Origin of the sequence: Mycobacterium sp. (assembly GCF_040509115.1) — a bacterium.
Lineage (GTDB): Bacteria > Actinomycetota > Actinomycetes > Mycobacteriales > Mycobacteriaceae > Mycobacterium.
Map to the genome: position 1 here is coordinate 23,489 of NZ_JBEVLO010000288.1, position 13,482 is coordinate 36,970.

At 64.8% G+C, this 13,482-nt stretch carries 13 protein-coding genes; 9 read left to right on the forward strand and 4 right to left on the reverse strand.

From position 1 onward, the window contains the following. Positions 1-549 precede the first annotated feature (549 nt). Positions 550-1,161 carry a TetR/AcrR family transcriptional regulator gene (locus ABW137_RS19995; RefSeq protein ID WP_526403155.1) on the reverse strand — a complete coding sequence of 204 codons (612 nt, stop codon included), beginning with the start codon at positions 1,159-1,161 and terminating at the stop codon, positions 550-552. A 520-nt stretch (positions 1,162-1,681) separates the two neighbouring features. On the opposite strand from ABW137_RS19995, the gene ABW137_RS20000 reads away from it, so the two are divergent. Then, positions 1,682-2,662, forward strand: coding sequence for a LysR substrate-binding domain-containing protein (locus tag ABW137_RS20000; protein WP_526403157.1), 981 nt, complete (start codon positions 1,682-1,684; stop codon positions 2,660-2,662). Between the two features lie 160 nt (positions 2,663-2,822). On the opposite strand, the gene ABW137_RS20005 is transcribed toward ABW137_RS20000, so the two are convergent. From ABW137_RS20005 to ABW137_RS20015, 3 genes are all read right to left on the reverse strand, one after another. After that, the gene (locus tag ABW137_RS20005; RefSeq protein WP_526403159.1) at positions 2,823-3,347 is read right to left on the reverse strand and encodes a WhiB family transcriptional regulator; all 525 of its coding nucleotides are present in this window, start codon (positions 3,345-3,347) and stop codon (positions 2,823-2,825) included. After that, on the reverse strand, positions 3,347-4,078 hold the full coding sequence (locus tag ABW137_RS20010; protein ID WP_526403161.1) for a cutinase family protein: 732 nt from the start codon (positions 4,076-4,078) through the stop codon (positions 3,347-3,349). The genes ABW137_RS20005 and ABW137_RS20010 overlap by 1 nt, the downstream gene beginning before the upstream one ends. A 123-nt stretch (positions 4,079-4,201) precedes the next feature. Then, a complete protein-coding gene (locus ABW137_RS20015; protein ID WP_526403163.1) occupies positions 4,202-4,906 on the reverse strand; it encodes a cupin domain-containing protein in 705 nt (234 codons plus the stop codon). Positions 4,907-5,137: 231 nt separating this feature from the next. Here ABW137_RS20015 and ABW137_RS20020 point away from each other — a divergent pair, with 231 nt between their 5' ends. The 8 genes from ABW137_RS20020 to ABW137_RS20055 all read left to right on the forward strand — a co-directional run. Next, positions 5,138-6,235: a DUF3500 domain-containing protein gene (locus ABW137_RS20020; RefSeq protein WP_526403165.1), complete on the forward strand. Its 1,098-nt coding sequence runs from the start codon at positions 5,138-5,140 to the stop codon at positions 6,233-6,235. Between the two features lie 3 nt (positions 6,236-6,238). Then, positions 6,239-7,255, forward strand: coding sequence for an alpha/beta fold hydrolase (locus ABW137_RS20025; RefSeq protein ID WP_526403167.1), 1,017 nt, complete (start codon positions 6,239-6,241; stop codon positions 7,253-7,255). 102 nt (positions 7,256-7,357) lie between these two features. Beyond that, positions 7,358-9,034: an acetolactate synthase AlsS gene (gene alsS / locus ABW137_RS20030; protein WP_526403169.1), complete on the forward strand. Its 1,677-nt coding sequence runs from the start codon at positions 7,358-7,360 to the stop codon at positions 9,032-9,034. 142 nt (positions 9,035-9,176) lie between these two features. Then, the gene (locus ABW137_RS20035) at positions 9,177-9,866 is read left to right on the forward strand and encodes a YoaK family protein (RefSeq protein ID WP_526403171.1); all 690 of its coding nucleotides are present in this window, start codon (positions 9,177-9,179) and stop codon (positions 9,864-9,866) included. 363 nt (positions 9,867-10,229) lie between these two features. Continuing rightward, positions 10,230-11,429 carry an alpha/beta hydrolase family protein gene (locus ABW137_RS20040; protein ID WP_526403173.1) on the forward strand — a complete coding sequence of 400 codons (1,200 nt, stop codon included), beginning with the start codon at positions 10,230-10,232 and terminating at the stop codon, positions 11,427-11,429. Positions 11,430-11,462: 33 nt separating this feature from the next. Beyond that, the gene (locus ABW137_RS20045) at positions 11,463-12,062 is read left to right on the forward strand and encodes a carboxymuconolactone decarboxylase family protein (RefSeq protein WP_526403175.1); all 600 of its coding nucleotides are present in this window, start codon (positions 11,463-11,465) and stop codon (positions 12,060-12,062) included. 19 nt (positions 12,063-12,081) lie between these two features. Then, positions 12,082-12,909 (forward strand): MBL fold metallo-hydrolase, encoded by an 828-nt coding sequence (locus tag ABW137_RS20050; protein ID WP_526403177.1) that lies wholly within the window; start codon positions 12,082-12,084, stop codon positions 12,907-12,909. Between the two features lie 92 nt (positions 12,910-13,001). Beyond that, positions 13,002-13,482: hypothetical protein (locus ABW137_RS20055; protein ID WP_526403179.1), on the forward strand; the 481-nt coding region annotated here is incomplete at its 3' end.

Sequence of the window (13,482 nt, forward strand, 5' to 3'; positions counted from 1 at the left end):
TGTCACGATCGCGGAGCGGCGAAGAACTGGCGCGTATCGTCCTCGACGAGCAGAAGGCGTCACGCCGGGTACCAACGGGTACGACGTGAGCACCTTTGCGGCGGACTAGTTCAGGATTCGAGATGACCCGCCCGCGTCGAGATCAGCCCGCCCTCGGATCTGCACCTCAACCTGAACCACTCCACTGCAACTTCCTGCGCGCGCACCTCGCGGTGACCTCGACACCGATGTTCGCCGGGGCAGAACGCGGCCGTACGGCCAAGCTTCCTTGCGGAGCGTAATTGCCGGATCTCGTATACGGCAGGCGGATTCACGGTACAAGGCGCCGTGGCGCCGGCGAGTCGCGGTTCGCGTACCGCGCAGTCCGAAGATGCCGACCCGAAGCCACCCCACACACCATCACCACACCTTGAAGGGAAGACGGCCATGATGAGCGGAGTTCGCAATCGGCACGTTCGCCGTGTTCGATGTTGTTCGCAACATCGGCGACCAACGAGAACACCTCGGCGGCAACGACACCCGCGGCCCACCCCATCCGATCATCCGGCATCACGAGTGATGGCGATACCGAGTCATGAACAACGCCACGGCTTCGCGCACCACGTAGTCGCAGCGTTCCTGGTCGAGCGCGACCGTGGACGTGGCAACCAGACGACTCAGCAACACCTCTCCCAGAATCACGTCGACGAACTGCGCGGTGGCCAAGTCAGGGTCGTCAATGTGGAATTCGGCTTCACGGCTGAGCTGTTGCACGAACCGGTTGACCGCTTGCCGCACCGGCTCGTGGCCGGACTGCATGAAACTCTCCCCCAGTTCTGGAAATCGCGCACTTTCCCAGATCACCAGTCGCATGAAGGCCACCGCCTCCGGTGGCGCCCAGAAATTCGCAATCGTGCGCCCGATGGAGAACAAGACGTCCTCGGGCGGCCGCACCTGCGCGGTCGCTTCGATCACCGCGTCCAAAGGGGTGGCGTCCCACATTCGCGCCATGGTGGCGTCGAAAAGCGCCTTCTTGCTGACGAACTGGTTGTACAACGTTCGCCGCGCCACCCCGGCCTCCAGCGCTATCTCATCCATGCTGGATTGCTCGTAGCCGTGTGCGAGGAAGACCTGCGCTGCGACGGCCAAGATGGCCTCGCCTCGAATTGCTTCTGGTGTCATGACCTCTGCGCCCAAAGCGGGATGGACCCGCGGCGTGTTGCCACGGTACGTCGTGCCGGGGGAACCGCGAGCGCGAGCCCGCGTGCGTCGAACGGGCGCCGATCGAGGGGGAATCCGCGGCCTGGCTGCGCCGCGGCATGCTGCCGCGCTCGTCATCTGTCAGGGTCGGCAAGGCGCCCACTTGACCGCGATCCCTGTCGTCATCCAGGCTCCAAACACTGCCCTGGCAAGCACATGGCCGCCGCGTCGGTGAGAACCGATTTGGGGGGTCGGACTTCACTTCTGATCGTCTCTCATGCTGCCGGCGGGAACCTTCGAATTGACGAATGGCACGACAGTGCATCCCTTCCTCGACGACTGTGCAGCGACGATGCGCTCCAACGACAGCTCCGACGCGAATTAGCCTGCCATTTCGCGGCGCGGGAAACGATCTGAACGACATGCAGATTGGTGATTCACGATATGCGCGCCGTGCAATCCCGTCGATGAAGGTCACCGCAACAGACCAGGACGGGGCCCCGTGAGCCGCGCCGACCAACGCATGCATTTGAGCCGTGTGGACCTGAATCTGATTCCTGCACTGGTGATGCTGCTCGATGAGCGAAGCGTCTCCCGCGCTGCGGACGCGGTCGGCCTGAGCCAGTCGGCGATGAGCCGTGCGTTGCAGCGCTTGCGCCGCACCCTCGACGACGAATTACTGGTACGCGCCAACGAGGGATATCGACTCACCCCCGCCGCCGAACAGCTGAAGGTCGAGCTCAGCGAGATCGTCCCGCGGCTTTCGGATATGTTCTTGAACCGCGAGTTCGATCCAGTCCGTGAGGCCCGCGAATTCCGAATGGCTGGAAGTGATTACGCGATCGCGGCGTTCGGCACCGACTTGTTCTCCACGGTGATGTCCTCTGCCCCGAACGCCTCACTGCGATTCTTCCCTTGGCACGGCAACGCGATGCAGGCCCTCTCCAACGGTGATGTCGACGTCGTCTTCTCGGGCATCCACGTTCGTCCGCCCCTTCGCAGTGAGCTGCTCTTCACCGACACCATGAAGGGCGTCGTCGCGCACGATCATCCCTGGTGCGAACGAACGTCGTTGGGTCTGGACGAGTATCTGGCCGCCCGCCACCTGATGATCGACATGAAGGACGGACTACAGCCCTCGATCGATGCCGTGCTGTCCGCACGAGGCGAACGGCGCCGCCCGGGGCTGACGATGCCGTACCACGGAACGGCTCCCGCAGCGCTGCCCGGCACCGATCTGGTGCTGTCAACGCCCGGTCGGACGCTGCCCGACTTCGTTGACCGGTACGGCGAAACGCTCCGTGTGCTCGACCTCCCACCAGAGATCAGCCCGCTGCCCTACTACATGTCATGGCACCCCCGCGTCGATCACGACAGGGGTCACCGCTGGTTCCGTCACCTCGTCGTAGACGCGGTCACCGCACTCGATCACCGTTCGAGTGCCCGAGAAGGATCGGCACCCGGCCGCGACGAGAGCCGCTGATGTGCGATTGTGCAGCCTTCTGAAGCGTGAGCGTCGCGTGCGGGCTGTGTACCGCGATGTCCGACCACCGGGTGCGAGCGCATCGCGTTGCACAGTACCTAGCGGTGTCGATCCCGAGGTGATCGCGATCGGGCGCCACGGTGGCCAGAGCGAGTGGGGGTCACCGCCGGATGCCCCTCGGGGGGAGCACGTCGCCGACCATGGGCGCCATCGAGGTGCGGGCTCGGATGCGGGCCTGGATCAGACGTTGCCGTTCTATCGGGGTGGTTGCACCCCAGACGCCGTGCGGTTCGGCCGTATCGAGGGCGTGTGCCCTGCAGGCGTCGATGACCGGGCACGAGTGACAGATCCGTTTCGCATCGTCTTCGCGGTGCGACAGACTGCGCCCGCGCAAGCCTTCCGGTGGGAAGAAGATCTCTTGTGGCAGCCCCTTGCACGCTGCGCGTGGCTGCCACGCCATGATCCCACCTTCGCTCTGGTCCTGGCCTGCATGTAGTCCCGCTGCGGCCTGGGCGGTCCGCGACGATCGTCGTATCGCAGCTCTGCTGGTCTTGGCACCTACGCCGGTGAAGGCCCTAGCCGACGCGGGACGGGTGGCCATGGAGGGATCTCGGCGATGGGCTACTTCTGTGGTGGCGTCACCGTGGGACCGTCTCGGTCGGTTGCGAGTTGGGCCGTCGATCATCACGGCTCAGAGGTCCGCGCCATCGCGTGGACGGCGAAGTCGGCGGCCTGTTCGGCCATGCCGTTGGTGGCGTAGGACCCGTGGGCGCCTCGTTGATTGCCCGACGGTGAGCAGACCGGGTCCTCGGGTACGCACAGTTCGATGGTCTTGGCCGCGTAGAGGTGGCCAATGTCGATCGGCGGGGCACCGTGGACCAGGAAGTCGAGGAACCCGGCGGAGGGCTTGCCGAACAGCACGATCGCGGCAACGTGCCGGGCCACCTCGGGCGGTAGTGGACCGGTGAGGCCCTCGGGAAGCGGAAAATTGGCGGGCACGGTGTCGGAGGTGACGTAGGCGCTCACGGCCGCACCTTGGGAATACCCGCCGAGGACGATCCTGGTCTTGGGGCAGCGCGAGGCTTCGTCGGTGAGCTGGGTGGCGGCGTTGGCGACGCCGGCGCCGGCGCCGTTGGTGAAGTCCAGCGATGCGGGATAGTCCACGGGACTGATGTGGACGGTCTTGGGGGCCACGTGGGCTTGCAGCGCGTCAACGAACGCCTGGCCGGTGACACCGACGCCGGGAGGCTCGAAGGTGCCGCGGGCGAAGATCACATCCACGTCGGGGCAGGGCTCGACCGTAGCGGACGCAACGAAGGTGCCAGGTGTGATGAGGACGGTGACGGCGATGAGGACGGCCGCAGTCAGTGCCCCGACGGCGCCAAGGGCCCTCACGGCGCGGGCTCGATGGTGCATCTCGCGGAATCCCTTTCGGTGATGTAGAGGGTGACGGACGAACCGATGGGGCTGCCTGCTACCCGCCAAGGAGCCGCGCGAGCGCGCACGACCCCTTGCCGGGCAGCCCTGCATCGTGGCTGATCAGTTCTCGCCGGCGTATCCGGGCTTGAGCACTACCGGCTTGCGGTGCTTGATCACCGGGAGCTGTTCGAACAACGACGCGTCGACTCCGAACACGGCGCCCAGGACATCGGCGGGCACCGAGGAGATCGACTGTCCCAGTGACACGTCGTCCTCCGGTTCGGTGGTTTCGGCGTTGAAGACGATGACGACGTAGAGGTCCTCGGTTTCACTGGTGTTCTCGAAGTAGTGGAAGTGACCCTGAGGCGCGAAGACCAGATCGCCGGCGCTGACGGTGAAGGTGTCCTGGGTCGAGTCGGGCCCCACGAAGCTCCAGCGGGTGGTGCCGGAAATGATGAAGTTGGCCTCCCAGGCGCTTGGATGCCAGTGTGGCTCGCGGATCCCCCCAGGCGCCAGGTGGACCAGGTAGACCGCTGCCTTCTGTCCGCGCAGGATGGGGAAGTTTTCTGCGTGCGCGCCCTGCAGGCTTCCGCCGGGCATGAAATTGCCTGGTGCGCTTTGCAAGTGGAACACGTGGGGGTGGTCCGGATCCACCCCCGCATCCGGCGTGTAACCGGCGGCTGGCAGTCCCAGCCAGGGCGAGCCGATGCCGGGCTTGATCGGGATCCCCGGCGGAGGGGGGAAGCCGGTTTCGGAGACCGTCGGCGTGGCGACATTGCGTGCGTCGCTGGAGGGTTCGAGTCCGTGGGGGCGTGTGTCGGTCATGGTGATCCTATACGGGTAGTCGGATGCGGAATCCGAATGTGAAGCGAGGTACCTCTTGTGTGTCGACAGGGCTCGACTGTACAGTGCAGTGCAACTCAAGTGAAGCCCCGAGCAGTTTTCACTCCTTGCATCGAACGGAGCACTGGCATGGCCTCTGGCAAGCACTCGCACCCCTCAGCTACCACGCCATCCAAAGCCGGCGGAAGGCCAGCCCCGGAGATCGCCGGTGCGATGGTCGATCGAGCCCGCACATGGCTAAACTCCCTGTCGGACAGCCAAATTCCCGTGGCCTTGTTCCCCGCACCCTCCCGGGAGGACGCCGACCGCGAGCGTCGGAGGTTCTTCTACGTGCCGACCGATCACGGTGGCCTCACGCTCGAACAGCAGGATCCACACCAACGACAGCTGGCGATGACGTTGCTCGCCAGCGGCTTGAGTCGGGAGGGCTACGTCGCCACCGCAGCAATCCTCGGCCTGGAGAACATCCTCGACCTCTACGAGGACTTCAGCATTCAGTGGGACTTCCCACGCGGCCGTGACACGGACCGCTACTACTTGCGGATCTTCGGCGATCCGCGCGAAAGTAACACCTGGAGTTGGCGTTTCGGCGGTCACCACCTCTCTGTCAACTTCCTGGTGATCGACGGCGAGGTCGCGGCGACCACCCCGTTCTTCCTCGGCGCCGACCCGGCCTCGGCACCGCTTCCGGGTGGTGCACGCTATTCGCCGCTCGGTGGCATCGAAGACATCGCGTTTCAGTTCGCCGCCTCACTGGACGGCGGGCAGCGCTCGCAGATGCAACTCCTCGATCGTGCCGTCGGCGACATCGTGACCGGAAACCGGGACCGGATCTCCGACGGTGACGAGATGATGGTCACTCGAGATCTGTTCCGCGGCAAACTCGACGACCCCGAATTGCTGAAGTTGGCCGACGGCATCTTCGACGAGGGCGAGCAACAATCAGGCTTCACCGAAACCGACCACCGCCTGATGGCCTACACCGCCAAGCCCAAGGGCCTGTCTGCCTCCGACCTGTCCGTCGATCAGCGGCAACTACTGCACGGCCTGGTCGCTGCGGCGTCCTCCGGCATTCACCTCGACCTGGCACTGACGGCCGCCGACCCCTTGGCGGGTCTGCACGTCGCCTGGGGCGGACCCCTCGACCGCACCCCGGTCTACTTCCGCCTGCAAGCAGGAACGGAATTCCTCTACGAATACGACAACACCCAACGCAAGGGCAACCACGTTCACTCAGTGTTGCGAAACCCGGCCCGAGACTTCGGAATCGACCTGCTAAGCGAGCATTACAAGAACGTCGCGCACGGCTGAACCATGCAGGCAACCGAGGCCCACGTCACGCTGACCGACTTTCGGTTCGGCTGCGGCGAGACACTGTCGGCAGTCACGCAGCACTATCGGACGCTGGGCACGCCCCGACGCGGAGCCGACGGCACCGTCACCAACGCAGTGTTGCTGCTACACGGCACCACGGGCAGCGGGACCCAGTTCCTGTTGCCCAGTACCGCTGATCATCTGTTCGGGCCGGGTCAGCCACTAGCCCTCGACACCTACTTCGTCATCTTGCCCGACGCGCTGGGGCACGGAGGTTCGAGTAAGCCCAGTGACGGGCTGGGAAGCCGCTTTCCGCAATATGGTTACGCCGACATCGTGTCGGCACAGCATCGGCTGGTCGCCGGGCACCTGGGCATCCGCCAACTGCGCCTGGTCGCCGGGACGTCAATGGGCGGAATGCAAACCTGGATGTGGGGCCAGATGTATCCGGACGCGATGAGGGCGTTGATGCCCATTGCCGCGTTGCCCCAGCCGGTGAGGGGCCGCAATCTGCTGTACCGGCGCCTGCTCATCGACACCATCCGCGCCGACCCCGCCTACGAGGACGGCGCCTACGACACCCAGCCGGGCTCAGTCGGGGTTGTCTTCAACATCCTCGGGTTGATGACGCACGGCGTCGCGGCACTGGAGGGCACCATCGACTCGATCGCGACGGCGGATGCGCGTGTGCGACAGGAAGCCGACAACGCTGTGCGGCACCAGGATGCCAACGACGCCATCTGGGAGTTCGCGGCGTCCTTCGACTACGACCCCAGCGCGCGGCTGGCCGAGATCACTGCGCCGCTCCTCGCGGTCAACTTCGAAGACGACGAGGTCAACCCAAACCAACTCGGTGTCCTGCAGCGGGCCATCGAGCGCGTCGAACGGGGAAGGGCGGTCGTGGTCCCGACCAGCCAGGAGTCAGACGGGCACCTATCACTCACGAATGCCCGGCTGTGGGCGTCTCACGTGCAGGAGATCCTGGAGTGGACGGCCGATGGTCACCTGGCGTCGTGACGAACCGAAGTGCTTGCGGTGTGGTCGACGGGACGTTCGACGCGGATCGGGTTGGGACGGTGCGGCATTGGGGTTTTCGGGGATGATCGAGAGGAAGACGTCATGACCTTGTCCACCGCGCGGTCCGCACAGCGCGTCGTCGATGCGCTCGACGCGTTCGGAGTGCGCTACATATTCGGTGTTCCTGGAGCCAAGATCGACGCCGTCTACGACTGTTTGCTCGACGGCGGCCCGGAGTTGGTGGTCTGCCGCCACGAGCAGAACGCGGCATTCATGGCCGCGGCGGTGGGGCGGCTCACTGGCACCCCCGGCGCGGTTCTCGTCACCTCGGGGCCTGGCACCAGCAATCTGCCCACCGGCCTCCTCACCGCCAACACCGAGCAGTATCCACTGATCGCGATCTGCGGAGCGGTTGATCGTGTCGATCGGCTCAAGAGAACCCACCAGTCGATGGACGCGGTGCAGGCACTGCGACCGTTCACCAAATTCGTTGCCGAGGTGGATGATCCGGACGACGTCGGTGAAGCGGTGGCCAACGCCCTCAGAGCTGCCGTGAGCGTCCCGCAGGGTGCCACCGCGGTGATCCTTCCGCAGGACGTCGCCAAGGCCGACACGAGCAGCGTGGTGTCCCGTGTCGCCGCTCCAGGCCGGCTTGGGCCGGCGCCGGCCGATGCCGTCGCCTCGGTCGCCGAGCGGATCAGGCAGGCGAATTTCCCGGTGCTACTGGTCGGCATGCGGTCCGCCGAGCCAGCCGCCTGCGAGGCGATTCGCAGTCTTCTGGAGGTCACGGACCTGCCCGTCGTCGAAACCTTCCAAGCGGCAGGCACCATCTCCCGCGCGCTGGAGTCGCACTACCTCGGCCGTCTCGGACTCTTCCGAAACCAGCCAGGCGACACCGTCATCAGCCATGCCGACCTTGTCATCGCCGTGGGTTACGACCCGGTGGAATACGATCCCCGGCTCTGGAACACCGAACCCGTCCGTCGCAACGTCGTGCACATCGACTCCACGCTGCCGGACTGGGACAACGACTACCAGCCGGTCGAGGAGCTCCGAGGCGACATCGCGGCGACCGTGGCCGCGCTGACGCCGCGGCTGACCGACCTGCGCCTGGCCGCACCGGCTGCGGCGATCGTCGACGAACAGCGCGCCGTGTTGCAGCGCCTCGACGAGGTCCCGGACTCCGACGAAACAGAAGGCACGGCGGCGGTGGACCCGGTAGCCCTCGTGTTGGCCCTGCGGGAACTGCTCGATGACGACGCCACTCTCGCCAGCGACATCGGAACGCACTACATCTACCTCGCCCGACACTTTCGGACCTACCAGCCCCGCCACCTGTTGTTCTCCAACGGTCAACAGACGCTGGGCGTGGCACTTCCATGGGCCATGGCCGCATCGATGCTTCGGGCCGGAACTCAGATCGTCTCGGTCTCCGGCGACGGCGGTTTCCTATTCAGCGCTCAGGAGCTGGAGACGGCCCACCGCCTGGGACTCAAGTTCACCCACGTCATCATGCGCGACAACTCCTACGACATGGTCAAGTTCGAGGCGGTCCTCAAATACGGTCGGGCAAACGGCGTAGAGCTGGGCGACTACGACATCGTCTCCTACGCAGATGCATTTGGCGCCACGGGCATACGGGTGAGGACGCTCAGCGACTTCCGGACGGAACTACGCGAGTCGTTCGACCGCGAGGGAGTCACCGTGATCGACGTTGCCGTCGACTACAGCCGGACCGCCGAGCTAAGCGCAGTACTTCATGACGACGCCTTCGAGTAGACGCCGGTCTGCCGAACGAGCCACATGTCGCGTCCAGGCGGCGCTACGACTGTTCCCGACGTCCAGCGCAATTGATCCACCGCGCGCATCGGTCAGGCCGGTGCCTGGGACCTTCCTCGTAAGGGGCTGAGAGGACTCGACCGTGTTCAAATCCTCGCCCACGTGGTCCGACGCCCGCGGCCAAGTGTGGTTCAGCTGGGTACTCATGGGTATCGCAGGGGCCACCGACGCCGTCGGGTTCCTGCTCTTCACCGGGTTGTACGTGTCCTTCATGAGCGGGGATGCCACCCAGACCGGTGTCCAACTGGGCCAATGGAATTGGTCGTCGGTTCTGGAATTCCTTGGCGCACAGTTGCTCTTCGTGTGCGGAGTGGCCATGGGTCACTTGGTGCTGTACCGCGTCCGCAGGCTCAGCAGCGCCTACCTCCTGCTCGGCGAGGGCTTGCTGCTCGCGGCGGCGGGATCGGCTGCCGTCTCGTTGCCGGCCGACCTGGGTTCCGCCGCCGTCTTCATCGCCTTCCTGTGCACCGTCCTGGCGATGGGTATTCAGAACGCCGTGCTGCACCAGGTTGCGGGCACCCCGGTGGGCACGATGGTGACCGGGACGCTGGTGCGGCTCGGGCGAGCCCTGGCCACGAGGTTGGCTGGCGGCACACTCGATGCCGTGGCCGATTTCGGTCAATGGCTCTTCTTCGTCAGCGGGGCCGCCCTCGGAGCCGTCGGCTTTGCGAAAGTGGGGGCGATCGCGTTTCTGCCGTCGGCCGCGGTCGCGCTGATCGTCGCGGTGATGCTGCTGCGTGTCCGGCCGCAATGGACAGCACACGCCGACTGACCACACCCACACTCATCCCCGGTGCCGATTGCCTTGTCCCTCAGCCATGTTCAACGACTACCCCGCTCGGCGATGCGACGCGTTAGCATGCCTCCGGTTCTCGATGGACATCCCTGCACCGACGCGCATGGCCGGATCCCGCCGCACGCGAGCGACTGGCTGACGCCAAGACGGTGGGGCTGCGGCCGCAGGTAGGGCTAGCCGTAACACGCCATGGCGGACAGCGGGAAAACGCAAACCCGAGGGCTCGTAACCCTTGTCCACGCCTCCGACGCGACTGTACAGTGCAGTGCAGTCGGCTGTTCCACCCGCGCAGGACCGTCCACTCACATCACTCGACAATTGCTCTCAAGGAGAAAAGCCATGAAGGTCGGTTTCAAGGACGATTCGTTCGCGTTCGAACTCGTCCGCAATTTGGGTTTCGTGTACTACGGCGGTTCTGACATCGGTGAGCTCTTCGCCACCGCGGAGAACATCACCGAAGGCGACTTCGAGAGTTGGTACGAGGGCTGGCACGCCCGCGGCGAGCGCGTGCTGGGACGCGCGAAGGAGTACCTGTCCACCGGCCACCTGGTCAGCGCTCGAGAAGCCCTGCTGCGCGCGTCGAGCTACTTCCGGATGGCGGATTTCTACCTGCACGGCACCCCCGACGACCCGCGGATCATGGCCGACTCCAAGGCTTCTCAGGAGACCTACGCCAAGGCGGCCGAGTTGATGGGCCCGACCTGGGAGCCGGTCGAAATCCCCTACGAGGGAACGACGTTGCCCGGCTACTTCTACAAGGCCGACGAGTCCAACGAGCCACGCCCCACGCTGATCTTCCACGGTGGCTACGACTCGAGCCTCGAAGAGCTCTACTACTACGCCGCCGCGGCCGCCGTCCGTCGGGGCTACAACTGCTTGACCTTCGACGGCCCCGGCCAGGGCATGCCGCTTCGTGAACAGAAACTGGTGTTCCGGCACGACTGGGAGAAGGTCGTCACCCCGGCCGTGGACTACGTTCTGTCGCGCCCCGACGTCGACGGTGATCGCCTGGCGCTCAAGGGCATGAGCCTCGGCGGGTATCTCGCCGCCCGCGCAGCCGCCTTCGAGCCGAGATTCAAGGCCGTCATCCTCTTCGACGGGGTCTGGAGCTTCTACGACTGCATCGTAGGCATCTTGACACCCGAGGCGAAGAAGGCACTCGACGACGAGGACGCAGCGACCTTCAACGAGCTCGTGGGCAAGGCGATGGAAGCGAACACCCAGGTGCGGTGGACCTTCACCCAGGGCCTGTTCAGCTGTGGAGCGAAGTCGTACTACGACCTCACCGTCTTCAGCAAGAAGCTGTCGTTGGATCGCGACGTGGTCGAACGCATTACCAGCCCCACGTTGGTGATGAAGGCCGACGGTGACCTGTTCTTCAAAGGGCAGCCCGAGCACGTGTACGAGACGCTTAAGGCACCCAAGACCTTCGTGGCGTTCCACGAAGAAGACGGCGCCGAAAACCATTGCCAGTCAGGAGCGTTGGCCTACAAGGACGAAGTCGTCTTCAACTGGCTCGATGACACGCTCAAGGCCTGACCGCCGCCACGACACATTCCAAAAGGACGCATCATGACCAACCACGAATCCGCACTCGGCGGGCGATTGCCCCTGATAGATCCGGCCACGCTCAGCGGCACCCAGAAAGACCTCTACGAGACCATGCGCTCGACCCTCATCACGTGGGCCGACAGCAACGGCTTCCGAGGAATGACCGACGACGGGAAGCTCATCGGTCCCTTCAACCCCTATCTCTACAGCACCGGCATCACCCCAGGCTTCCTGGCATGGATGCACGCCGACTCCACGCACACCACCCTGGACAAGCAAACCCACGAAGTCGTGATCCTCACAGTCGGAGCCATCTGGAAGTCACCCTACGAGATGTACGCCCACTCGGCCGTGGCACGCACGGTCGGTCTTCCCGAGGCCGCCATCGAGGGTCTCTGCCGCGGCGAGACGCCCCCCGAGTTGACTCCCGGCCAGCTCCTGGCGCACGAGTTCGCACGCCAACTCACTCGCGAGTACAAGGTCGACGACGACCTGTACCGAGACGCCGAAAAGCACTTCGGATCAGCAACGTTGGTCGACCTCGTCTACCTGGTGGGGCTCTACCTGCTCACCTGCTCGCTGCTCAACGCCTTCCAAATTCCCAAACCCGATGTGGCCTGAGCGGTTCAAGGAGAATGAGATGACACTCAAAGTCAAGATCGAGCACACGACGTTCGGATTGATGGGACCGCTGGCGCATACCCCGACGACGTCGATGTCCATCCACTGCGTGATCTTCCACATCGGTGATCGAGTCATTTTGCTCGACACCGGGTTCGGCACGCAAGAGATGGACAACCCGCAGAAACTCCTCGGCGCGGACGCGCTGTTCAAATTGGGCATTCTCATCGACCCGCGATTGACCGCGCTGCACCGCCTGCAGGCGCGCGGGATCGAACCCGCTCAGGTGACCGACATCGTCGTCACACACCTGGACAACGATCACGTAGGGGGGCTGCACGACTTTCCCAACGCCGTCGTGCACGTCGCCGCCGAGGAGCTGGCGGCTTACGACGGCACACAGCAGAGGGGCCCCTACATGCCCTATCAGGTGTCTCATCAGACGCGGTTCAAGACGTACGGGCCGACTGATGAGCGTTGGTTTGGCCTGCCGGCCCGCACCCTGGACCTTCCGGATGTGCTGGACGCGAAACTCGTTCCCCTGCATGGCCACACAGTCGGGCATTGCGGCGTCGCGTATCGGGAGAACGGCAAGTGGTCGCTGCACGCCGGCGACTCGTACTTCGATCACGAGATGAACTTCCTCGACCACGCTCCGGGGTTGCCCCTGGAGATTGCGTTCCAGACCGACTACACCAGTCGGGTGGCAACACTGGCCAAGCTACGCGAACTCCGGTTGGCCCATTCCGAGGAGATCCAGATGTTCTGCACTCATGACCAAAGGGAGTACATCAGCTGGACCGCGGATCGTGGCCAGCCCGACCTGCTCATCCGATACACCGAGTGACGTGATGGCACCGGGGGAATCGGCTTCCGCCCGGCTACCCCGGTGCCGTCGTCTCGGCTCGTCACCCACCTCCGGGCCATCGGTATGCGGCAGTGAGTAACGATCTCCTTCCCACATCGTGGGTCGACAAGTCCCGCTACCAATGGGAGTCACGATTCATCATCGGTCAACCCCATGATGCGACAGCGCTCCCTGCGCTGGTGCGTAACGCGTCGACGATCCTGGCGCTCGTCATCGGACTCGGCGTCGCCGGCGGCGTCGTTTCAAGCGGTACCGCCCGTGCCGCTTGCTTTCAGCAAGGTGGCTACAACCCTCCGGCATGCGCTACCTCCACTCCGGCGGCCGACGAGGGTAAGACCCCGGACAGCTCCCCGGGCACCGACCCCAGCGCGAACCAGAGTGCACCCGTCTCGCCGTCGACGGGTCAGTCTGACAGCGGTCAGGGCGCACACACCCCACCCGATTCCGGAGTTACCGCCTGCCAAAACCAAAGCGCCATGGCCGTCGCCATCGGCCTGCAACCCACCACATGCCGGCCAACCCAAGGCCCCAACACCCCACCCGACTCCGGAG